The sequence below is a fragment of the Salipiger sp. ABN3_019 genome (assembly GCF_056158605.1).
In genome coordinates, this window is the sequence record NZ_JBSWTP010000009.1 from 1,389,041 (window position 1) to 1,409,828 (window position 20,788).

The following is a 20,788-nucleotide window of genomic DNA, read 5'->3' on the forward strand; positions in this document are numbered from 1 at the left end:
TGGAGCAGTGGCTCAGGCGTAGCTGATCGCCAGTTCGACGACGCCCTTGTCGCCCCCGGAATGGGTGGCGGTCAGCGCCAGATCAAGCTTGCCGAAGCCCAGATGCAGATGCGCCGCGTCGCGGCGGATATCGCGGGATTCCAGCTTGTCGGCGATGCGGTGCACGATCTCTTCCTCGTCGCGGGCAATCCCCTCGAAGGCCGCGCGCGGCATCACGTCGGCGTAAAGCTCGACCTGCGGCTCGCCGCTGGCAGAGGTGCAGCCCAGCAGCACGAAGAAGGCGATCAGCTCGCCCGCCATATCGTCGTGCAGGCTGCAGCTGAAGCCAAGCGCGGCGCCGGTGCCGCCGGTGTTCTCGATGGCGCCGCCGATGGCGCGATGCGCCCGCATACGCTCCGACAGGCTCGCGCCCTCGGCCCAGTCGCCAGCAAAGAGCGCGCTGCCCAGCCGGTGCCAGTCGAGGTCGGTGTCATTGGCGAGCACAAATTCGACCCGTTGCGCGGGATGTCCGGCCAGCAGATCGTCCAGATCGTGGCGCAGCGCGCTATAGGCGTCGAGGATGTGGTGGCCCGCGATCTCGACGGAAGGAAGATGCGGTGCGGAATTGGGGGTGGCTGTAGCAACAGCTCCAGTCATGGGAATGCTCCGGTGAAAAAAGAAAAAGTGGTCAAATACGCCCGCAAAGTTTGAAGGATTTTCGGGGCCTGTCCATGCGTGGTTTGTGCAAGCTGCCCTGGCGACAAGAAGACCTTGGGAAACTGTGCTTGCGAATTTACATTCTTTCGAATTTTCCCAGCGTTCTCAGGGTCCTGCCGGGCGCGATGTAAGCTGTCGTGCGGCGCAAGGATCGGCAAGATTTCGCAAGTGCAAAAATAAGGCAGGCAAACGGCCCTGAAAGTGCCCTCTCAAACGCCCACCCAAACGCTCTGTGGCCGGGCTTGCGTCCCTGCCGCCCGCGCGTCAGTTTGGCGCCAAGCAAAGACCCGCAAGACCAGCAATACCTCAGACGTCGGACGATCCATACACACCATGACCCAGACCCAATATCTCGACACGCCCCGCGCGCGCCTTGCCTATGTGCACACCCCCGGAGACGGGCCCACGGTGGTGTTCCTCTCGGGCTACAAGTCGGACATGGAAGGCACCAAGGCGGTGCATCTCGAGGCTTGGGCCAAGGCCCGTGGCCGCGCCTTCCTGCGGCTCGACTATTCCGGCCACGGCCAGTCTGGGGGCGCCTTCGAGGAGGGCTGTATCGGCGATTGGGCGGCGGATGCGCAGGCGGTGATCGCACATGCCACCTCCGGGCCGCTGATCCTTGTGGGCTCGTCCATGGGCGGCTGGATCGCCTGTCTCCTGAGCCAGCGGCTGGCGGATGTGCGCGGCTTTGTCGGCATCGCCGCCGCGCCGGATTTCTCGGAAGACAGTTTCTGGGCCGGGTTCTCCGAGGCGCAGCGCGCCGAGGTGATGGAACAAGGCGTGCTCTACCTGCCGTCGGACTATGGCGAGCCCTATGCGGTGACCCGCAAGCTGATCGAAGACGGACGCGAGAACCTCGTGCTGTGCAGCCCGCTGCCGATGCCCTGGCCGGTGCGGCTGGTGCAGGGCACGCAGGACGAGGCGGTGACCCGCGAGACCGCGCTGCGCCTGCTGGACCATATCGACAGCCCCGATCTGCGCCTGAGCTTGGTGAAGGGCGCCGACCACCGCTTTTCCGAGCCGGACAACCTTGCGCAGATCGAGGCCAGCATCATCGACGTCGGCGGCTGAGGAGGCCCGTGAGCCCATGACCCTGAAACCCATGACCCAAACGCCCATGCAACAGCGCATCAGCCTGATCACCCTTGCCGCCGCCGATCCCGAGGCGCTGGCGGAGTTCTATGACGCGCTGGGATGGCAGCGTATCGACGCCATGCCCGGCATGGTGGTCTATGACCTGCTGGGGCAGGCGGTGGGCATTTACGCCCGCGCCTCGCTGGCCGAGGACATGGGCGTGCCCGAAGAGGCGCTTGGCCATGGTGCCATGACGCTCGCGCATAACGTCGGCAGCGCCGAGGAGGTCGAGGCGCTGATGGCGCGGGCCGAGGCGGCGGGTGCCAAGGTGCTGCGCGCCGCGGGCAAGGTGCATTGGGGCGGTCACATTGGCTATTTCGCCGATCCCGAAGGCCACGTCTGGGAAATCGCCCACAATCCCTTCTCGCCGCTGCGCGCCGAGGATGGCGCCTTCCGCTGGCGCGGCTACTGAGGCGCGTTTCTCTGGCGGCAACTCTCTGACGGCCACTCTCCGGCGGCAACGCTTTCTTCACCGCTTTTCCGCAGGATGCGGCCAGCACGAAGGAGGCCGCATGCAGGGGTTCGATCAGCAATTTCGGGATTTCCCGGATTACCTGCGCAAGCTTGCCGCCCGAGTTTGGACCCGGCGCAGCCTTTATCTCGGCGCGGACGGCGGCTCAGACAGTGGCTCAAACGGCAGGGATGGGGACAGCGCGCGAGGGCTCGCGGCGCATTGGCACCCACAGGTGATCCTGCGCCGTCCGCAGGGCATTGGCTTTGGCCCCGAGGCGCTGCGCGCCGAGGTGCTGGAGCTCGCCTCTGCGCTGCCGGACCTCTCGGTCCAGACCGAGGATGTGCTCTGCTCCGGCGCGCCGAAAAGCGGGCTTCTGGGCGCGCAGCGGCTGCTCTTCAGCGCCACCCACGCGGGCGAGGGGGTGTTTGGCACCCCCAGCGGGCGGCGGCTGCGGTTCCGCGCGCTGGCCGAACTGCACGCCAAGGACAACCGCGTCGCCGATCTCTGGGCGGTGCGCGACACCGGCGCGCTGCTGCGCCAGCTTGGTCTGTCGGCGCGGGACTGGGCGCGCTTTCGCATCGCGGGCCATGACCCCGAGACGCAGCCCTTCCGCCCCGAGGTCGACGTGCAGGGTCCCTATAGCGCGCGGGGCAACGACAACCATTGGGGGCAGGGGTTCGCCGCGCTGCTGGCGCAGATGATGGATGGCGGCTTTTCCGGCGCAGCGGCGCAATATGATCCGGCGGCACGGCTCGACTGTCCGGGCGGGCAGGCGTTGCGCGGACCGCAGGGGGCCGAACGCTTCTGGCTTGGCCTGCGCGCGTGCTTTCCCTCGGCCCGGTTCGAGCTGCACCATTGCATCGGCGAAGAGGTGGCGCTGATGCCGCCGCGCGCCGCGCTGCGCTGGTCGCTCACCGGGCGGCACGAGGGCTGGGGCGCCTTCGGGCGGCCCACAGGGGCGCGGGTGCATGTCATGGGGCTCAGTCAGGCGGAGTTCGGACCGGGCGGGCTGCGCCGTGAATGGTCGCTCTACGACGAGGCGGCGGTCTGGATGCAGATCCACCTCGCCACAGGCCATGCCGAGGCACGGCAACCGGGGCTGGCGCTGGCCGGTTAGGCGCCCGGGATCCGCTGTCGATCACAGCCGCCAATCACAGGCGCCCGCGCAACAGGCCCGGCCCCTGCATCAGACACGGCATTCGCATCAGGCCTGACATGCGCATCAGCCCCCGCATGCGCAAAAGGGCCCTACATGCGACCGGCAAGTGCCCGCCTGCGCAGGAGTTTCCCGCTTTCACTGGGAATGGCCTCTCGCTACGCTATCTGGCGGTGCAGAGAGTGCCACACCGGGCGGCGAGTCGCGCCCCAAGGGGCTGGTGGCTACCGGTCGCATTACGCAGGTCGCATTACGCAGGCCGCAGGAAGAACAGGACGATTTGAAATGACGGACAAACGGCAGGTGCACCATGGCTGACACGCTGGTGCTGCTGCCCGAATCCATGTGTGACGCCCGCCTCTATGGGCCGCAGATCGCCGACCTTTCGCGCGAGATGGCGGTGATGGTCGCGCCGGTGCATCTTGGCGACCGCATCGAAGAGATCGCCTCGAGCCTGCTTGACGTGCTGCCGCGCCGAGTGGCGCTGGCGGGCAGCGGCTTTGGCGGCATGGTGGCGATGGAACTGCAGCGCCGCGCGCCCGACCGGGTGTCGCGCCTGATGCTGATCGGCAGCTCGCCCCTCGCCGACACGCCGCAACAGGCCACCGACCGCGAGGCGCTGGTGATCAAGGCCCGGTCCGGCAAGCTCGCCGAAGCAATGCGCAGCCTCATCCCCGAGGACAGCCTTGCCGACGGCCCCTATCGCGCCGAGATCATGGAGATGCTGCAGGAGATGGCCGAGGGCTTTGGCCCCGATGTCTTTGTGCGGCAGGCCCGCGCGTTGCAGCGGCGGCGCGACCAGCAGGCGGCGGTGCGCAAGCTGCGCATCCCCACCATGGTGCTCGCAGGGACGCAAGAATTCGCTCTATCCCGAAAAGCGCCAGAGCTTTCTGGCGGAACTGATCCCCGGCGCGGTGCTGCGGATGATTCCCGGCACCGGGCATCTGCCGATGCTCGAAGACCCCGACAGCGTCAGCGCCGCGATCCGCGAATGGCTGGCCCTGCCGCAGCCGCGCTGAGCCCGCCGTCGCCCACCACCCGCGCTTGACCGTGCGCGCTGCGCCGCCTATGAGCGCCGGGCGTGGAGGGCCGGGCGGCCGCTGCGGTGGGCAACCGCCGGAGAGGAAAGTCCGGACTCGCTGAAGCATCGGTGCCGGGTAATGCCCGGGCAGGGCAACCTGACGGAAAGCGCCACAGAGAACAGACCGCCGCCTTTCGGGGCGGTAAGGGTGAAACGGTGGAGTAAGAGACCACCGGGGGGCTGGCAACAGTCCCCGCATGGCAAGCCCCACCGGGAGCAATGCCAAATAGGGACCCCGCGCGGGGCATGATCCCTTCGGGGATATCGCCGCAGGGCCGCTTCAGCCCGAGGGGTCCGGGTTGGCAGCTTGAGCCGCGTGGCAACGCGCGGCCTAGAGGAATGGTCGCACAGGGGCGGGGCAACCCGCTCTGGACAAAATCCGGCTTATAGGCCCTCCACGCAAAGATTTCCGCGCCCGCTTGGCTGTGACCTTGGGGAAAATGCGCCTAGTCCGAGATTCTCGGGCCAAGAGCTGTTGACTCCGGGCCGCGGCTGAGTAAAAGGCGGGCTTCAAGAGATTTCACGGGCGGCGCTCGCCCCCGTTGCAGGAGAAGAAGAATGGCGAAGCCGACCACCATCAAGATCCGCCTGAACTCGACCGCCGGGACGGGCCATTTCTACGTGACCAAGAAGAACGCGCGCACGATGACCGAAAAAATGACCGTGCGTAAGTACGATCCGGTTGCGCGCAAGCACGTGGAATACAAGGAAGGCAAAATCAAGTAAGCCTTCCGGTTTCGGATCAACGAGAGCCGCACGGGGCAACCCGCGCGGCTCTTGTCGTTTCAGCCTCTGATATTTCTGGCCTCCCGCGGGTGGGGGCGTTGTGGCGCTTTGAGCGCCATTTCTTGTTTTGCTGGAATGGCTTGCGCCAAATGGTGTGCTTTGGTGGCCTTTGGTATACATCTAACGCATTGATTTGACTGCATAACGGGTCTTCCGTCTTGCGGGTTTTCCGGCTCGCGTCTTCGTGAAATTCTGCACTGCAGAAATCTTCCCGCGGGATGCCGAGGCGACCTGCGATCAGACAGACCGGCGCGCTGCGCCCAGACCCGAAAGATATCGCAATGATCAAATCCGCTCTTCTGGCCACGCTGGCCGCCGCGCTTCCCGTGCTCGCACAGGCCGAGGTTCTGACGCTCTCCGAGCCGATGGCCGGTGGCACGCTGCGCGAAGGCACCGTCGACATGTCGGTCTACACGCTGCCCAAAGGCGAGACCGCCAGCGAGGTCGTGGCCTTCTACACTGAACGCGCGGGCGCAGAGCCGCTGCGCCTTGCCATGCAGCTTGAGGATGGCGACAGCACCACCTTCGGCCTGCCGGGCATCTCGGGCGTGTCCTACCGCTTCGAGCGCACAGCAGGCGTGGTGACCGTCACCAGCGCGCCGACCAAGACCGAGCTTGCGCTGAACTGACCCTGTCCCGCGCCTGACTGCCAAGGCCGTCCCCGCGGGGACGGCCTTTTGCGTCTGTGGCGGGCTGCGTCCCCGCGGGTTTTTCCGCTGCGGCATCTCGCCAGCGGGCGAGAGCTCTGCTAGGGGCATCGCCGGAACGCGATGGAGAGCGGCGATGCAGGACGAGCGCGTAGTGCTGGAGGCGGGCCCGGACGGGCTGCCGGTGCTGTTCGAGCGCCCGCGCGAGCTTGTCACCGCCAGCACCCCGGCGGGCGCACAACTGGCGCTGGCGCGGCTCGAACAGGCCCGCGCCGCGGGGTTCTGGATCGCCGGATATGTCGCCTATGAGCTGGGATTCGCGCTGGAGCCCGCGCTGGCGGACCTCTGGCAGCCCGGCGCGCCCTTGCTGCATTTCGGCGTCTTCGATGCGCCCCGGCCAGTAGGTGCGGCGGCGGCGGAGGGACCGGCCCGCGTCACCGAGGTGACGCCGCTCTGGAGCCGCGCGCGCTATGCCGAGAGCTTTCACGCGGTGAAGGAAATGATCGCGGCCGGCGATCTCTATCAGGTCAATCTGACCATGCCGGTCGAGGTGAGCTTTGAGGGCACGCCAGAGGCGCTCTGGTCGGCGCTGCGCGCTTATCAGCCGGTGGGCCACGGCGGCTTTGCCCAGCTGGGCGAGGAGGTGATCCTGTCGCGCTCGCCCGAGCTGTTCTTCCGGCTTGCGGCCGACCGCCGGATCGAGGTGGCGCCGATGAAGGGCACCGCCCCGCGGGGCGCCACACCCGCCGAGGATGATGCGCTGCGCGACGCGCTGGGGCAGGATGAAAAGAACCGCGCCGAGAATGTGATGATCGTCGATCTGATGCGCAACGATCTGTCGCGGCTGGCGCGGCCCGGCTCGGTCAGAGTGCCCGAGCTCTTGAAGGTCGAGCGCTACGCCACGGTGCACCAGATGATCTCGCGCGTGGTGGCGGAACTCGACGCCGCGCCGACGCTGCCGGGGCTGATGCAGGCGCTCTTTCCGTGCGGCTCGATCACCGGCGCGCCGAAGATCGCCGCGATGCGGGCGATTCACGCGCTCGAGCGCTGGCGGCGTGGTGTTTACTGCGGCTCGCTGGGCTGGGCGGCGCCCGATGGCAGGGCAGAGTTCAACGTGGCGATCCGCACGCTGAATGTCACCGCGCCGGGGCGGGCGCTGATGGGGGTCGGCGGCGGCATCGTGCACGACAGCACCTGCGACGCGGAATATGAGGAGGCGCTGTGGAAAGCCCGTTTCGTGACCGGACTGATGATGGCCTGAGGCTGATCGAGACGCTGCGCTGGGAGCCCGGCAGCGGCGCCCTGCGGGGCGATCGGCATCTGGCGCGCTGCCTGCGCAGCTGCGCTGCGCTGGGGTTCGATGTGGCCCCCGAGGCTTTGACGGAGGCACTGGAGAGCTTCCACGCCGAGACGCGGCAGCGGCTGCGTCTGACGGTGGGGCGCGCGGGGGATGTTGAGATCACGTCGGCCCCGTTTGAGTTTGCCACCGTCCCCGCGGGGACAAAGGTGCAGCTGTGCGCCGCGCGGCTCGATCCTGAGGACGCGCTGCTGCGCCATAAAACGACGGCGCGCACGCTTTATGATGCGGCGCTGAAGGCGCGGCCCGAGGGCGTGGCGGAGATCCTGTTCCTCAACACCGAGGGCGCGCTTTGTGAGGGGGCTTACACAAACGTCTTTCTGGAGCGTGAAGACGGCGTGCGGGTGACCCCGGCGCTGTCATCCGGCCTTTTGCCGGGGATCCTGCGCGAGCAGCTTCTGGAGGAGGGGGCATTCGCCGAGGCCACGGTGCCCTTTGCGGATCTGCAAAAGGCCAAGCGGCTGTGGATCGGCAATTCGCTGCGCGGGCTGATGGCTGCCGAACTGCTGCCCGGAGAACTGCCGGACCCGCGCTGAGACGCCCGTCCGCTGCCCAAAGAAAAGCCCCGCCAAACCCTGGGGTCTGGCGGGGCCGGTAAGCCGGTGCTGGCGGTGCGATTACTCGCGGTTGCCAAGCAGCTGCAGCAGGAACATGAACATGTTGATGAAGTCCATGTAGAGGTTCAGCGCGCCGACGATGGCCGATTTCGCGAGCCACTCGCTGTCGCCGTGGGCGGCGTGCTGGAGGTAGGTGTTCTTGATGTTCTGGGTGTCATAGGCGGTGAGGCCCGCGAAGATCAGCACACCAAGGATCGAGATGGCGAAGTAGATCGCCGGCGAGCCGAGGAAGATGTTGATGATCGAAGCGACCAGAATGCCGATCACGCCCATGATCAGGAACGAACCCCAGCCGGAGATGTCCTTCTTGGTGGTGTAGCCCCAGAGCGACAGACCGGCGAAGGCGATCGCGGTGACCAGGAAGACCTGGGCGATCGAGAAGCCGGTGAAGGCCACGAAGATCCAGCTCAGCGACAGGCCCATCACCGCCGCGAAGGCGTAGAAGAACAGCTGCGCGCCAGCAGCGGAGAGGCGGTTGAGCGCCGCGCCGAAGGCAAAGACCATGATCAGCGGGGCGAACATGACGATCCAGCCGAGGATGTTCGGGCTCAGGGTTGCCGGGTCGCGGAACACGGCGAGCAGGTTGGGGCTGGTGCCCACGGCCCAGGCGACTGCGAAGGTCAGCAGCATGCCCACGGACATGGTCGCATAGACCTTGTTCATGTGCGCGCGGAGCCCCGCGTCAATCTGGGCCGCGCGTGCGCCGGCCGCGCCGTGGGTCCGGATTGTGTTGAAGTCTGCCATCGGGTCCTGTCCTCCGAGTTGAATATCTGCAGTCAAAAGATAACTGTTCTGCTCCGATATTGGCAGTCTGTATGTTGTTTTCAAGAAGAGCGATGCGCAAAAAGCGCTGTTTATGAACTAAAAATGCCCTCTCCGTGAGGTCCGCGCGGCGCGCGGCGGAGAGGGCAGGGCGGCCCGCCGGGGTGCCGGGCCGAAATCCGGGCTGAAATCACTGGACGACATCACTGGGCGACAAGGTTTTAAGTCAAATCGTTAAGGTTGCTGTGCCGGGGTCAGCCGCGCCAGTGGCTTGGGGCGTCCCAGAAGGCGCGGCCCGCTTCTCGCTCGGCCTCGCTGCGTGTGAGGCCGACGTCCTGCAGCAGGTGCGCGTCAAGCTGGGCGAGATGGCGGCGCTGGCGCGCAAGGCCGATGAGGCTCAGAAGGCGGGCGGGCAGCGTGGCGCGGCGGCGCGTGACGCGGGCACGGGCGAGGCCGCGGGGCAGGGATGCGGAGGGGGCGATATCACGGGGCATGAGGCTATCCTTCACATATCTTGATGCGTTGCGTTGTTTCCATGTTGCTGTGTGATCGGTTATGCTCTCGGGACGTCAATTCGTAAAACGAATGTTCCTGAAGGGATTTATCACGAGGGCTGATGTATGCGAAATCTCGACCTGACGACCCTGCGCTCGTTCGTGGCGGTGGCCGATGCTGGCGGCGTGACCCGCGCGGCGGGCTTTCTCAACCTGACGCAATCCGCGGTCTCGATGCAGCTCAAGCGGCTGGAGGAGATGCTGGGGCTGGCGCTGCTGGATCGCTCGGGGCGCGGCGTGGCGCTGACCCCCGCGGGCGAGCAATTGCTGAAATACGCCCGCCGCATGGTCGAGATGAACGACGAGATCTATGCGCGGCTGACCCGGCAGGACTGGGAGGGCGAGATCGTGCTGGGGGTGCCGCATGACATCGTCTACCCGGTGATCCCGCGCATCATGAAGCGCATGCAGCGCGATTACCCGCGGGTGCGGGTGCAGCTGATCAGCTCTTACACCGCCGATCTCAAGGACCAGTTCGCGCGGGGGGCGATCGACGTGATCCTCACCACCGAAAGCGAGCCGGGCGAGGGCGGCGAGGCGCTGCTGGAAGTGCCGCTGCGCTGGTTCGGCGCGCCCGATGGCACCGCGTGGCGCAGCAAGCCGCTGCGCATCGCCTTCTCGCGCCGCTGCGGGTTCCGGCCCGTCGCCATCGCACAGATGGAGCGCGAGGGGCTGGATTGGGAATTGGCGGTGGATTCCGAGATGGACCGGACTATCGAGGTTTCGGTGTCGGCCGACCTTGCGGTGACGCCGATCCTCGAAGGCCACGCGCCGCAGCATTTCGAGATGATCCCGCAGGGGGTGCTGCCCGACCTTGGGCTGCAGAAGATTCTGTCTCTACGGCTCGGGCGCCAAGCCGCAGATCATCGAGCCGTTGCAGGAGATGCTTCGGTCTGAGTTCTGCACCCTGCGCCGCCGTCCGGAGATGGCGGCGGAGTAAGGGCCGCTCGGTCAGCCGGGGATTTCGATGACCACCTTGCCGGTCGATTTGCGGCTGCGCAGCAGCTCGAGGCCCTCTGCCACCTGCGCCAGCGGCAGGACGTGGCTCACATGCGGATGCAGCTTGCCTTCGCCGTGCCATGCAAAAAGCTGCGCCAGCGAGCCGGTCAGCGCCTCGGGGCGGAAGGTCAGGTAGCCACCCCAGTAGAGGCCCATCACCGTCAGGTTCTTGACCAGAAGGTGATTGGCCTTGATCTGCGGCACCTCACCGCTGGCAAACCCGATGGTGAGCAGCCGCGCCTCGGGGTTGCAGGCGCGGAAAGCGGCGGTGAACTGCTCGCCGCCCACCGCGTCATAAACCACATCGGCCCCGCCAAGCGCCTTCACCTCGGCGCGGAGGTCAGCCTCGCGCGCGTCGATCAGATGGTCGGCCCCGGCGCGGCGCGCCACCTCGAGCTTTTCGGGGCCGCGGGCGCAGGCGATGACCGTTGCGCCCATGAGCTTGCCGATCTCGACGGCGGTCAGCCCGACACCGCCCGCTGCGCCGAGCACAAGTAGCGTTTCGCCGGGCTGCAGCCGGGCGCGGTGATCCAAGGCGAGGTGGCTGGTACCATAAGCAATCTGAAATCCGGCGGCTTCGGCGAAGCTCATCGTGTCCGGCAGATGCACCGCCCGGTGGGCATCGAACACGCCAAATTCCGCCAGACCGCCCTGACCGCCGAAAACCGCGACGCGCTCTCCGGGCTGGAAATCGGTCACATCAGGGCCTACAGCATCAATGGTTCCGGCGACCTCCATCCCAAGCACGAAGGGCGTCGGTGGCGTGTCCTGATACCGGCCCTCGATCATCAGCAGATCGGCGAAGTTGAGACCGCAGGCCGCGATCTTCAGGCGCAGCTGACCGGGGCCCGGATCTGGCCGGGGAATCTCTTGCAGATTCGGCTCCGCTCCGGGGCTCTGTTGGAGGTAAGCACGCATGAAATATCCCTTCGTATAGGTAACTACCCGTAATTCCTCGGCCCGCAGAAACCTTGTCAGAATTATGAAATTCCGTGAAGCGACCTTAAGTCATTGTTTGGATTTACAACCGACAAGTGCAACCCGTTAACCGCGCTCAGCGATAGGGCCGCAACTCCCTTGATTTGAAGAGCGGAACCGCGGTAGCTTCGGTTCGTCTTAAAGGTGTAGCTCCGGCCGCAGCTGTGAGCGGTTGGATTTTGTTAGTGCTCTGGGTTTGAGCAGGGCGAGTGAAAAGGAAAACACGATGACTCATCCCGTGGACGTTCATGTCGGGAAACGCATTCGTCACCGCCGCTGGCTTGTTGGCATGACCCAGCAGCAGCTCGCAGAACATGTGGGTATCAAGTTTCAGCAGATCCAAAAATACGAGACCGGTGCGAACCGCGTCAGCGCCTCCCGCCTGTGGGACATTGCCGATGCGCTCGAAGTGCCGGTGAGCTTCTTCTTCGAAGGCATCGAAAGCGAGCACGAGACCGAGGAAACCGCTGCGGCGGCCCCGGCGATGCCCGCCGACATTCTTGGCGACAAAGAAGCGCTCGATCTGGTCCGCTCCTACTACGCGATCCCCGAGAACCAGCGCCGCCGCCTGTTCGAACTGGCGCGCGTTCTTTCGGACGTCGCTTGAGCCTCGGCGCTCCCTGCGCTAGCTGATCCTTCGAGGAGCGCGCAGCAGGGGGCAGCCATGAGCGAGACGTTCGAGACGGGAACTTCCGGGACCGGTCCTTCAAGGGCCGAGACTTCCAAGACGGGGATTTCCGCAGCATTGGCAGACGAGCTCTGGCGCACCGCTGGCGAAATGGCCGAAGCGGCGCGCGCAGCGATCCTGCCGCATTTCCGCGCCGAGGGTCTTGGCGCGGACAACAAACTCTCCGAAGGCTTTGATCCGGTCACCGTGGCCGACCGCGCCGCCGAGCAGGCGATGCGCGAAGTGCTGGCCGCGCGCCGTCCCATGGATGCGATCCTTGGCGAGGAATACGGTCATGAGGCGGGCGACAGCGGGCTGACATGGGTGCTCGATCCGATCGACGGCACCCGCGGCTTTCTGTCCGGCACGCCCACATGGGGGGTGCTGATCGCGCTCTCCGACGCCACCGGCCCAGTTCTGGGCGTCATTGATCAGCCCTATACCGGCGAGCGTTTCGAAGGCGGGCTCGGCCGCGCTGAATGGTCGGGGCCGCTGGGCCAGCGCCCGCTTGCCGTGCGCCCGGCGCGGCCGCTGTCCGAGGCGATCCTCTTCACCACATTCCCCGAGGTTGGCACCGAGGCCGAAGGCGCGGCCTTCCGCCGGGTTGCCGCCGAGGCGCGGCTGACCCGCTATGGCATGGATTGCTACGCCTATGCGCTGCTGGCCGCCGGTCAGATCGATCTGGTGATCGAGGCGGGGCTGCAGGCCTATGACGTTCAGGCCCCGATCGCGGTGATCGAGGCCGCAGGCGGCGTGGTCACCGACTGGCAGGGCGGCAAGGCGCATGAGGGCGGGCAGGTTCTGGCCGCCGCCAATCCCGAGATCCACGCCGCGGCGCTGGCGCTGCTGCAGGGCTGAGCCGGGCAGGGAGCGGCGGAGCCCCCGGCACATTCTGGCGCATTCTTCGGTAAAACCCGAAACACCCTAAATCCGGGCGGTCTTTCCTTCGTCTGCCCGTAAGGGCAGGGTAGGGGCACCACCCGAGGAGCCCCCATATGAGCGAAATCCTGATCCGCAACGCGCGCACCGTCCTGACCATGGATGACGCGGGCACCGAGCTTTCGGATGCCGATATCCTGCTGCGTGACGGGGTGATCGCGGGCATCGGGCCGCGGCTGGAGACCACCGGCGAGGTGGTCGATGCGCGCGGCTGCGTGGTGACGCCCGGTCTGGTGAACACCCACCACCATCTCTACCAAGGTCTGACCAAGGCGGTGCCGGGCGGGCAGAATGCGCTGCTCTTTGGCTGGCTGCAGACGCTTTACCCGGTCTGGGAGCGCTTCGGCCCCGAGGAGTTCTATATCTCGGCGCAGGTCGGGCTGGCGGAACTGGCGCTCTCGGGCTGCACGATGAGCTCGGATCACCTCTATCTCTATCCCAATGGCGCGCGGCTCGATGACACGATCGCCGCGGCGCAGGACATCGGTCTGCGCTTCCACGCCACCCGCGGCAGCATGAGCATTGGCGTGTCGAACGGCGGGCTGCCGCCGGACTCGCTGGTCGAGGACGAGGGCGCCATCCTCGAAGATTGCATCCGGGTGATCGACGCATTTCACGACCCCTCGGAGGGCGCCATGGTGCGTGTCGGTGTCGCGCCCTGCTCGCCCTTCTCGGTGAGCCGCGAGCTGATGCGCGACAGCGCCATTCTTGCCCGCGACAAGGGGGTGATGATGCACACCCACCTTGCCGAGAACGACGAGGACGTGGCCTATTCGCTGGAGAAATTCGGCTGTCGTCCGGGGCAATACGCCGAGGATCTGGGCTGGACCGGCCCGGATGTCTGGCACGCCCATTGCGTGAAGCTCGACGGGCAGGAGATCGACCTGTTCGCCGCGACACGCACCGGCGTGGCGCATTGTCCCTGTTCCAACTGCCGCCTCGGTTCGGGCATCGCGCCAGTGCGCGGCATGCTGGATGCGGGGGTGAACGTGGGGCTGGGGGTCGACGGCTCGGCGAGCAACGACATGGCCAGCCTGATCGGCGAGGCGCGGCAGGCCATGCTGCTGCAGCGGGTGCAGAACGGTGCCGACGCGATGAGCGCCCGCGAGGCGCTGCGCGTGGCGACGCGCGGCGGCGCCGAGGTGCTGGGCCGCTTCGACTGCGGGCAGGTGGCCGTGGGCCTGCGCGCCGATCTGGCGCTGTGGGATGTGACCGGGCTGGAGAGTGCGGGCAGCTGGGATCCGGCGGCGCTGCTGCTGGCGGGGCCGCAGAAGGTGCGCCATCTGTTTGTGGAGGGGCGTCAGGTTGTGCGTGACGGGCAGATTGCAACCATAGACATTGTTGCTGCGTTGACACGTCATCAAGAAATGGCGCGTAGGCTGGCGGGGCTGGGCTGATCTCTTTTGTGGTCTGGCTATCCTTCAGCCGACGCCGCCTAGACCCGACGCCGCCTAGATCCGACACGACCGGAGCCCGACATGAGACGCCTCTTTTTGACCCGCCTCCTGCCGCTTGCGCTTTGCACCGCGCTTTCAGCCTGCGTGGTGGTGCCACTGCCGCAACAGGACAGCGGCGGTCAGCCCGCGCAATTCGTTGAAAATCCCAAGGGCGCGCAGCTGAACGCCCTGCGCCAGCGCAACGGTCTGGCACCGCTGAGTTATTCGCCGGTGCTGCAAAAGGTGGCGCGGCGCCATGCGCGCGACATGGCGCGGATGCAGAAGATGACCCACACCGGCAGCGACGGCAGCCAGATCGGCGACCGCATCCAGCGCACGGGCTATGATCTGCGGCGCGGGGCCGAAAATATCGCGGTCACCCGCCGCGGGCTCGACGGGGCGATGGAGATCTGGACCAACTCGCCGCCGCACCGGTCCAACATGCTGATGCGCGACGTCACCGAATACGGGCTGGCCCAAAGCGGCAATTACTGGGCAATGGTGGTGGCGCGCACCAAGTGAGGCGGCGGCGGTGACCCGCCTTGGGCCGCGCATCTGCCTTGCCGAAATCATCTGCCTTGCCGAAATGGTGCCATCGCGCCATTTACCGTGGGGACACGATGTTTCACGGAGTTTCCCATGCGCCTCACCCCTGTCGCCCTGAGCGTAACCATCGCCGCGCTGTCACTGAGCGCCTGCGTCGATGTGCGCAGCGCGCCGACCGCCAGTACCGCGCAGCCCGTCAGCCGCAGCACGGTTGAGCGCAACACGGTGCAGCGCAGTACTGTGCAGACGGTCGGCACCAGCGGCGGCCAGATCGAGGGGGCCAGCATCGTCGAATTGCGCCGCGCACCGGGGCAGGTGGTGCAAAGCTCGGGGTCCGAGGCGGCAGCCGCGCTCAACAGCTGGCGCCGTGCGCAGGGGCTCGCACCGCTGTCGCGCTCGGGGCAATTGCAGCGCGCCGCGCAGGCCCATTCGGACGACATGGCGCGGATGAACAAGATGAGCCACGTGGGCAGCGACGGCAGCCGCGTCGGCGCCCGGACCCGCGCGGCGGGCTATGATTATCGCGAGGTGGCCGAAAACGTCGCCATGACCCCGCTCGGCATCGACAGCGCCATGGAGCTTTGGGCGAAATCCCCCTCGCACCGCGCCGCCATGTCGCGCAGCGACCTGCGCGAGTTCGGTCTCGCGCAGAACGGCCGCTATTGGACGCTGGTCATGGGGCTGCGCAAGTAAATCGGTCTGCGCAAGTAACTGGAATTGCGCAAGTAACTGGCACGAGTGCCAGCTACGGCGTGCGCGCTCAGAGCGCGCGCTTTCCGGCCACATAGGTGGCGGTGATCGCGCGGTCGTCGCCCATCATGATGGTGGGAAAGAGCGCCTCCCAGATATCCTCGGCACTCACCGCGCGCTGGGCGATGGCGGGGGTGGAGGCCAGATCGAGCACGGTGAAATCCGCCTCCAGCCCCGGCGCGAGGTTGCCGATCCGGTCCTCGGCCATGAGCGCGATCGCCGAGCCCTGCGTCGCCAGCCACAGCAGCTCCGCCGGATGCAGCGGGCGGTGGCGCAGCTGCGCCACCTCATAGGCCGCCGCCATGGTGCGCAGCATGGAAAAGGACGAGCCGCCGCCGGTGTCGGTGGCGAGCCCGACGCGCATCCCGGCCTTGGTCAGCCCGTCCATGTCAAATAGCCCCGAGCCGATGAAAGTGTTCGAGGTCGGGCAATGCACCAGCGCCGCGTTCACCTCTTTCAGTCGCGCATGTTCCCGCGGCTCGAGATGGATGGCGTGGCCGTAAAGACCGCGCTCCCCCAGCAGCCCGTAGGCCTCGTAGGTGTCGAGATAGTCGCGCGCCTGCGGGTAGAGCGATTTGACCCAGGCGATCTCATCGGTCTGCTCGGACAGATGGGTCTGCATCAGCACCTCGGGATGCTCGGCCCAGAGCGCGCCGAGCGCCTGCAACTGCTCGGGCGTGGAGGTGGGCGAGAAGCGCGGGGTGATCACATATTCGGCGCGGCCCTTGCCGTGCCAACGCTCGAGCAGCGCCTTGCTGTCGTCATAGGCCGATTGCGCGCTGTCGCGCAGGAACTCGGGGGCGGTGTCGCGGTCCATGCAGGTCTTGCCTGCAAAGACCCGCATGCCGCGCGCCTCGGCAGCGCTGAACAGCGCCTCGACCGATGCGGGATGGATCGTGCAATAAGAGCAGACCGAGGTGGTGCCATGCGCCAGCAGAAGGTCGAGGTAGCGCCCGGCGATCTCATCGGCATAGGCGCGGTCTTCAAAGCGCGCCTCGGTGGGGAAGGTGTAGTGGTTCAGCCAGTCGATCAGCCGCTTGCCCCAGCTGGCGATCATCGGGGTCTGCGGGTAATGGGCGTGGGCATCGACAAATCCCGGCACGATCAGCGCCTTGCCATGATCCACCACCTGCGCCGCCGGATGCGCCGCGCGCAGCGCTTCGGCGCTGCCGATTTCGCGAATCACGCCACCCTCGACCAGCAGCGCCCCGGCGCTGTCATGGTGGGCCGCAGCGGGGCCTTCGCTGAAAGGCGAGGCGGTGAAGCTCAGGGTTTGACCAAGATGAAGCGTGCTTGCCATGCGGATCCTCGTGGATAGGGCCGCCCTAGGATGCGGAGGGCCGGGGTCAAGCGCAATGCGCCTCTGTTGCTCGTTCCCGCAATCCCCTAGAGTCTGCGCGAACGGCATTCAATGGGGCAGGGCATGACCGAAGAGACCGGAAACCCGGCGGCGGAAGAGACCCAGGACGACGACACCAACCCGCTCGAGCGCAAGGTGGTGTCCTCGATCCTCTACGCGGTGGACGTGGGCGACCGCGCGCAGCTCGTCGAGCTGATGGAGCCCTTGCACCCGGCTGACATCGCCGACCTTCTCGAACAGATCAACGCCTTCGACCGGCTGCGGCTGATCAAGCTCTACGATAAAGAGTTCGACGGCGACATCCTGTCGGAGCTCGACGAGTCGATCCGCGAAGAGGTGATCCGCGCGCTGAAGCCTGAGGTTCTGGCCGAGGCCGTGCGCGAGCTGGACAGCGACGATGTGGTCGACCTGCTCGAGGACCTCGAGGAAGACCAGCAGGCGGCGATCCTTGACGTGCTCGAGGACAGCGACCGGATCGCGGTCGAGAAATCGCTGACCTACCCGGAGTATTCCGCGGGCCGTCTGATGCAGCGCGAAGTGGTCATGGCGCCCGAATATTGGAACGTCGGCGAGGCCATCGATTACCTGCGCAGCACCGAGGATCTGCCCGAGCAGTTCTATCACATCATCCTGGTCGATCCGAAGCTGCGCCCGGTGGGCAATGTCACCCTGGGCAAGCTGATGGCCTCGCGCCGCGAGGTGCTGCTGAAGTCGCTGGTGGAAGAAACGTTCAATGTGATCCCGGTGACCCGCCCCGAGGCCGAGGTCGCCTATATGTTCAACCAGTACCACCTGATCTCGGCGCCGGTGGTGGACGAGAACGAGCGGCTGGTGGGTGTCATCACCATCGACGACGCGATGACCGTGCTCGACGAAGAGCACGAAGAAGACATCCTGCGCCTCGCCGGTGTCGGTGACGACAGCCATATCTCCGACAGCGTGCTGGAAACCACGCGCCAACGCCTGCCGTGGCTTGGCGTGAACCTGCTGACCGCGGTGCTGGCCTCGCTGGTGATCGCGCAGTTCGAAGAGACGATCGGCGCGCTGGTGGCGCTGGCGGTGCTGATGCCCATCGTGGCCTCCATGGGCGGCAACGCGGGCACCCAGTCGCTGACCGTTGCGGTGCGGGCGCTGGCGACGCGCGATCTGACCAGTTCCAACGTCTGGCGGGTCATCCGCCGGGAACTGATGGTCGGGCTGATCAATGGCGCGAGCTTTGCCGTGGTCATGGGGCTGCTGGAATACGTCTGGTTCGGCAGTCACATGCTGGCGCTGGTGATCGCCGCGGCGATGGTGATCAACCTCGTGGTGGCAGGGCTCGCAGGCATCGCGGTGCCGGTGGTGCTCGACAAGTTCAAGATCGACCCGGCGCTGGCCTCGGGCACATTCGTCACCACGGTGACCGATGTGGTGGGCTTCTTTGCCTTCCTCGGACTGGCGCAGGCGGTGCTGCTGTGAGCGCGGCGGGCTCTCTTGTGGAGGCCAAGCGCGCGGCGCGGGCCGCCGCCAGCGCGCGGCGCAAGGCCGCCCATGCCGCCGACAGTGGCGCCGGGGCAGGGCAGCTGAGCTCGGTTCTGGCGGGCTACCGCGGCGTGCCGCTGGCGGGCTATATGCCGATCCGCTCCGAGATCGACCCGATCCCGGCGATGGCCGAGGCGGCGGCGCATGGGCCCGTGGCGATCCCGGTGATCGACGATCTGCACCAGCCGCTGCGCTTTGCCCGTTGGGAGCCCGAGATGGCGCTGGTCGAGGGCCGTTTCGGCGCCGCGATCCCGGCAGATCCCGAGTTCATCACGCCCGAGATCCTCATCGTGCCGCTGCTGGCCTTCACCCGCGCGGGCCACCGGCTGGGCTATGGCGGCGGCTTTTATGACCGCACGCTGGCGCTGCTGCGCGCCGCGCGCCCGGCCTTCGCGCTTGGCTTTGCCTATGCCGAACAAGAGGCCGAGGACATCCCGCTCGAGCCCACCGACGCGCCGCTCGACATGATTGTCACGCCGGTGGAGGTGATTACGCCGCGATCAGCCTGAGTGCGGAGTGGCGACCTCGAGTTCACGGCTGCGCCGTGAGCGCCTGCGGCGCGCGTACTTTTAAAGAGAAGAAGGCCGGACGGTTGCGCCCTTATGGCTTCTTCTCTTTTCAAATACGCCGGGGGTGAGCCCGAAGGACGAGGGGGCAGCGCCCCCTCACGCCCTCAGAACAGGCTGCCCTGCTCAGGCTTTTTCTGCGCCGCTTTCTTGGCCTTGGCGGGCGTCGCCGCGCCGCCGCCGATCTTCATCCGACCGTCGGCAAATTCGATCTCCAGCCCGGCGGCTTCTTTGGCGGCGGCGGAGGTTGTCAGCACCTGCCCGCCCTCGCCGCGCACCACTGCGTAGCCGCGCGCCAGCGTGCCTTTGTAGCTCAGCGTCTGCAGCAGCCGCTCGAGCCCGTCGAGCTTGGCCCGCGGCTCCTCGACCCGACGCGCACCGGCATCTTCGAGCCGCTTGCCCAGAGCCTTGAGCCGGTCGCCGCCGAGGGCAATCTCGCGCTGGATAGGCCGGAGCGACAGCCGGTCGGCGCGGCGCCCCAGCGCCTCGGCCCTCGTCGCCATCATCCGCGTGAGCAGCCCGGGGCGCAGCGCCCCGGCAGGATGCGACAGCGCGAGACGGCGCCGGTCGACGCCGCGGATCAGCGCCTGCGGCAGCCGGTCGGCCAGCAGATCGAGCCGTTGGCGCGGCTGGTCGAGCAGCATCTCGGGGCGCGGCAGGCCGCGCGCCAGATCGCGCAGCCGCTGGCCGCGCACTTCCAGCCGGTGGGTTTGAGCCCGGGTCAGCCGCAGCTGCGCCTCGGCGGCACGGGCCAGCAGGTCCATCCGCACCGGCACGGCGATCTCGGCGGCGGCGGTGGGGGTGGGCGCGCGCTTGTCCGAGACGAAATCGATCAGCGTGGTGTCGGTCTCATGCCCCACGGCGGAGATCAGCGGGATCTGCGAGGCGGCGGCGGCGCGGGCCACGATCTCTTCGTTGAACCCCCAGAGATCCTCGACCGAGCCGCCGCCGCGCGCCACGATCAGCAGATCGGGCCGCGGCAGCGCGCCGCCGGGGGTGAGCGCGTTGAAGCCCTCAATGGCGCGGGCCACTTCCGGCGCGCAGTTTTTGCCCTGCACGGCGACCGGCCAGATCAGCACCTTGCGCGGGAAACGCTCGCGCAGGCGGTGCTGGATGTCGCGGATCACCGCCCCCGAGGGCGAGGTCACCACGCCGATGATCTCGGGCAGGAAGGGCAGCGGGCGCTTGCGTTCGGGGGCAAAGAGCCCCTCGGCCTGCAGCTGCGCCTTGCGCTTTTCCAGCATGGCCATCAGCGCGCCGAGCCCGGCAGGCCGCATGTCTTCGATGATGATCTGATAGCGCGACTGGCCGGGGTAAGTGGTCAGCCGTCCGGTGGCGATGACCTCCATGCCTTCCTCGGGCTGCATGTCGAGCTTGCTGGCGACACCGCGCCAGACGATCCCCGAGATCACCGATTTGTCGTCCTTGAGGTCAAGATAGAGATGCCCCGAGCGCGGGCGCGAGATTTGCCCCAGCTCGCCGCGCACGCGGACGAAGCCGAACTCGCCCTCGATCACCCGTTTGACCGCCCCCGAAAGCTCGGAAACGGTGAATTCCGGCGTATTGCCCTCGCCATCCCCCCCCGGGGTGCCCGCGGGGCCGTCGTCCTCGAAAAGATCCATGCTGCTCGTCCTGCTCGTCTTGGGCGCAGGGTAACGGCCCGCGAAGGCGAGGGAAAGCCCGTCGAAGGTGCCAGGCTCGACCGTCTCGCGGCGCTGAGGGCGGTGCGAGCCTGCCCTCACGTCTTGCCAGAACTCCCTGCCGCCGCTAGGACAGCCGCGA

General features: G+C 67.0%; 21 protein-coding genes, 1 other RNA gene and 1 pseudogene. 17 read left to right on the top strand and 6 right to left on the bottom strand.

Annotation, left to right across the window (positions count from 1 at the left end):
• Positions 1-12: 12 nt before the first annotated feature.
• Positions 13-636 (bottom strand): hypothetical protein, encoded by a 624-nt coding sequence (locus ACXAD2_RS14890; protein ID WP_224899080.1) that lies wholly within the window; start codon positions 634-636, stop codon positions 13-15.
• A 393-nt stretch (positions 637-1,029) separates the two neighbouring features.
• On the opposite strand from ACXAD2_RS14890, the gene ACXAD2_RS14895 reads away from it, so the two are divergent.
• The 9 genes from ACXAD2_RS14895 to ACXAD2_RS14935 all read left to right on the top strand — a co-directional run bounded on the left by ACXAD2_RS14895 (position 1,030) and on the right by ACXAD2_RS14935 (position 7,847).
• Positions 1,030-1,767: an alpha/beta fold hydrolase gene (locus ACXAD2_RS14895; protein WP_475171547.1), complete on the top strand. Its 738-nt coding sequence runs from the start codon at positions 1,030-1,032 to the stop codon at positions 1,765-1,767.
• Positions 1,768-1,813: 46 nt separating this feature from the next.
• On the top strand, positions 1,814-2,242 hold the full coding sequence (locus ACXAD2_RS14900) for a VOC family protein (RefSeq protein WP_066107003.1): 429 nt from the start codon (positions 1,814-1,816) through the stop codon (positions 2,240-2,242).
• Positions 2,243-2,342: 100 nt separating this feature from the next.
• Positions 2,343-3,401 (top strand): ester cyclase, encoded by a 1,059-nt coding sequence (locus ACXAD2_RS14905; protein WP_475171549.1) that lies wholly within the window; start codon positions 2,343-2,345, stop codon positions 3,399-3,401.
• Positions 3,402-3,750: 349 nt separating this feature from the next.
• Positions 3,751-4,488 (top strand): alpha/beta hydrolase, encoded by a 738-nt coding sequence (locus ACXAD2_RS14910; RefSeq protein ID WP_475171550.1) that lies wholly within the window; start codon positions 3,751-3,753, stop codon positions 4,486-4,488.
• Positions 4,489-4,521: 33 nt separating this feature from the next.
• Positions 4,522-4,924: RNase P RNA component class A (gene rnpB, locus ACXAD2_RS14915), an RNA gene on the top strand.
• Between the two features lie 155 nt (positions 4,925-5,079).
• Positions 5,080-5,247 carry a 50S ribosomal protein L33 gene (gene rpmG / locus ACXAD2_RS14920; RefSeq protein WP_005630270.1) on the top strand — a complete coding sequence of 56 codons (168 nt, stop codon included), beginning with the start codon at positions 5,080-5,082 and terminating at the stop codon, positions 5,245-5,247.
• A 341-nt stretch (positions 5,248-5,588) separates the two neighbouring features.
• Positions 5,589-5,936, top strand: coding sequence for a hypothetical protein (locus ACXAD2_RS14925; RefSeq protein WP_203595465.1), 348 nt, complete (start codon positions 5,589-5,591; stop codon positions 5,934-5,936).
• A gap of 154 nt (positions 5,937-6,090) precedes the next feature.
• On the top strand, positions 6,091-7,215 hold the full coding sequence (locus tag ACXAD2_RS14930) for an aminodeoxychorismate synthase component I (protein ID WP_475171552.1): 1,125 nt from the start codon (positions 6,091-6,093) through the stop codon (positions 7,213-7,215).
• The gene (locus ACXAD2_RS14935) at positions 7,176-7,847 is read left to right on the top strand and encodes an aminotransferase class IV (protein WP_475171554.1); all 672 of its coding nucleotides are present in this window, start codon (positions 7,176-7,178) and stop codon (positions 7,845-7,847) included. Before ACXAD2_RS14930 ends, ACXAD2_RS14935 begins: the two co-directional genes overlap by 40 nt.
• 81 nt (positions 7,848-7,928) lie before the next feature.
• Here ACXAD2_RS14935 and ACXAD2_RS14940 read toward each other — a convergent pair whose 3' ends face one another.
• Together ACXAD2_RS14940 and ACXAD2_RS14945 are read right to left on the bottom strand one after the other, a co-directional pair.
• On the bottom strand, positions 7,929-8,672 hold the full coding sequence (locus ACXAD2_RS14940) for a Bax inhibitor-1/YccA family protein (RefSeq protein ID WP_475171555.1): 744 nt from the start codon (positions 8,670-8,672) through the stop codon (positions 7,929-7,931).
• Positions 8,673-8,944: 272 nt separating this feature from the next.
• A complete protein-coding gene (locus ACXAD2_RS14945; protein WP_475171557.1) occupies positions 8,945-9,184 on the bottom strand; it encodes a DUF1127 domain-containing protein in 240 nt (79 codons plus the stop codon).
• Between the two features lie 126 nt (positions 9,185-9,310).
• On the opposite strand from ACXAD2_RS14945, the pseudogene ACXAD2_RS14950 reads away from it, so the two are divergent.
• Positions 9,311-10,184 (top strand): annotated as a pseudogene (locus ACXAD2_RS14950) (LysR family transcriptional regulator).
• An 11-nt stretch (positions 10,185-10,195) separates the two neighbouring features.
• On the opposite strand, the gene ACXAD2_RS14955 reads toward ACXAD2_RS14950, so the two are convergent.
• Positions 10,196-11,161, bottom strand: coding sequence for an NADPH:quinone oxidoreductase family protein (locus ACXAD2_RS14955; protein ID WP_475171559.1), 966 nt, complete (start codon positions 11,159-11,161; stop codon positions 10,196-10,198).
• 286 nt (positions 11,162-11,447) lie between these two features.
• Between ACXAD2_RS14955 and ACXAD2_RS14960 the strand changes: the two genes are divergently transcribed.
• The 5 genes from ACXAD2_RS14960 to ACXAD2_RS14980 all read left to right on the top strand — a co-directional run bounded on the left by ACXAD2_RS14960 (position 11,448) and on the right by ACXAD2_RS14980 (position 15,502).
• Positions 11,448-11,828 carry a helix-turn-helix domain-containing protein gene (locus ACXAD2_RS14960; RefSeq protein ID WP_066105151.1) on the top strand — a complete coding sequence of 127 codons (381 nt, stop codon included), beginning with the start codon at positions 11,448-11,450 and terminating at the stop codon, positions 11,826-11,828.
• 57 nt (positions 11,829-11,885) lie between these two features.
• Positions 11,886-12,746, top strand: coding sequence for a histidinol-phosphatase (gene hisN, locus ACXAD2_RS14965; RefSeq protein WP_475171563.1), 861 nt, complete (start codon positions 11,886-11,888; stop codon positions 12,744-12,746).
• Between the two features lie 137 nt (positions 12,747-12,883).
• Entirely contained in the window at positions 12,884-14,224 is a 1,341-nt protein-coding gene (locus ACXAD2_RS14970; RefSeq protein WP_475171564.1) for an 8-oxoguanine deaminase, read from the top strand.
• Positions 14,225-14,305: 81 nt separating this feature from the next.
• Positions 14,306-14,785 (top strand): CAP domain-containing protein, encoded by a 480-nt coding sequence (locus ACXAD2_RS14975; protein ID WP_164184367.1) that lies wholly within the window; start codon positions 14,306-14,308, stop codon positions 14,783-14,785.
• 117 nt (positions 14,786-14,902) lie between these two features.
• The gene (locus ACXAD2_RS14980) at positions 14,903-15,502 is read left to right on the top strand and encodes a CAP domain-containing protein (protein WP_475171565.1); all 600 of its coding nucleotides are present in this window, start codon (positions 14,903-14,905) and stop codon (positions 15,500-15,502) included.
• Positions 15,503-15,569: 67 nt separating this feature from the next.
• On the opposite strand, the gene guaD is transcribed toward ACXAD2_RS14980, so the two are convergent.
• Positions 15,570-16,859 carry a guanine deaminase gene (gene guaD, locus ACXAD2_RS14985; protein ID WP_475171567.1) on the bottom strand — a complete coding sequence of 430 codons (1,290 nt, stop codon included), beginning with the start codon at positions 16,857-16,859 and terminating at the stop codon, positions 15,570-15,572.
• Positions 16,860-16,982: 123 nt separating this feature from the next.
• On the opposite strand from guaD, the gene mgtE reads away from it, so the two are divergent.
• Together mgtE and ACXAD2_RS14995 are read left to right on the top strand one after the other, a co-directional pair.
• Positions 16,983-18,377: a magnesium transporter gene (gene mgtE, locus ACXAD2_RS14990; RefSeq protein WP_066107016.1), complete on the top strand. Its 1,395-nt coding sequence runs from the start codon at positions 16,983-16,985 to the stop codon at positions 18,375-18,377.
• Positions 18,374-18,949 (top strand): 5-formyltetrahydrofolate cyclo-ligase, encoded by a 576-nt coding sequence (locus ACXAD2_RS14995; protein WP_475171568.1) that lies wholly within the window; start codon positions 18,374-18,376, stop codon positions 18,947-18,949. Before mgtE ends, ACXAD2_RS14995 begins: the two co-directional genes overlap by 4 nt.
• A 164-nt stretch (positions 18,950-19,113) precedes the next feature.
• On the opposite strand, the gene xseA is transcribed toward ACXAD2_RS14995, so the two are convergent.
• Complete coding sequence (xseA, locus tag ACXAD2_RS15000) at positions 19,114-20,628, bottom strand: exodeoxyribonuclease VII large subunit (RefSeq protein ID WP_475171570.1); 1,515 nt, start codon at positions 20,626-20,628, stop codon at positions 19,114-19,116.
• Positions 20,629-20,788 lie beyond the last annotated feature (160 nt).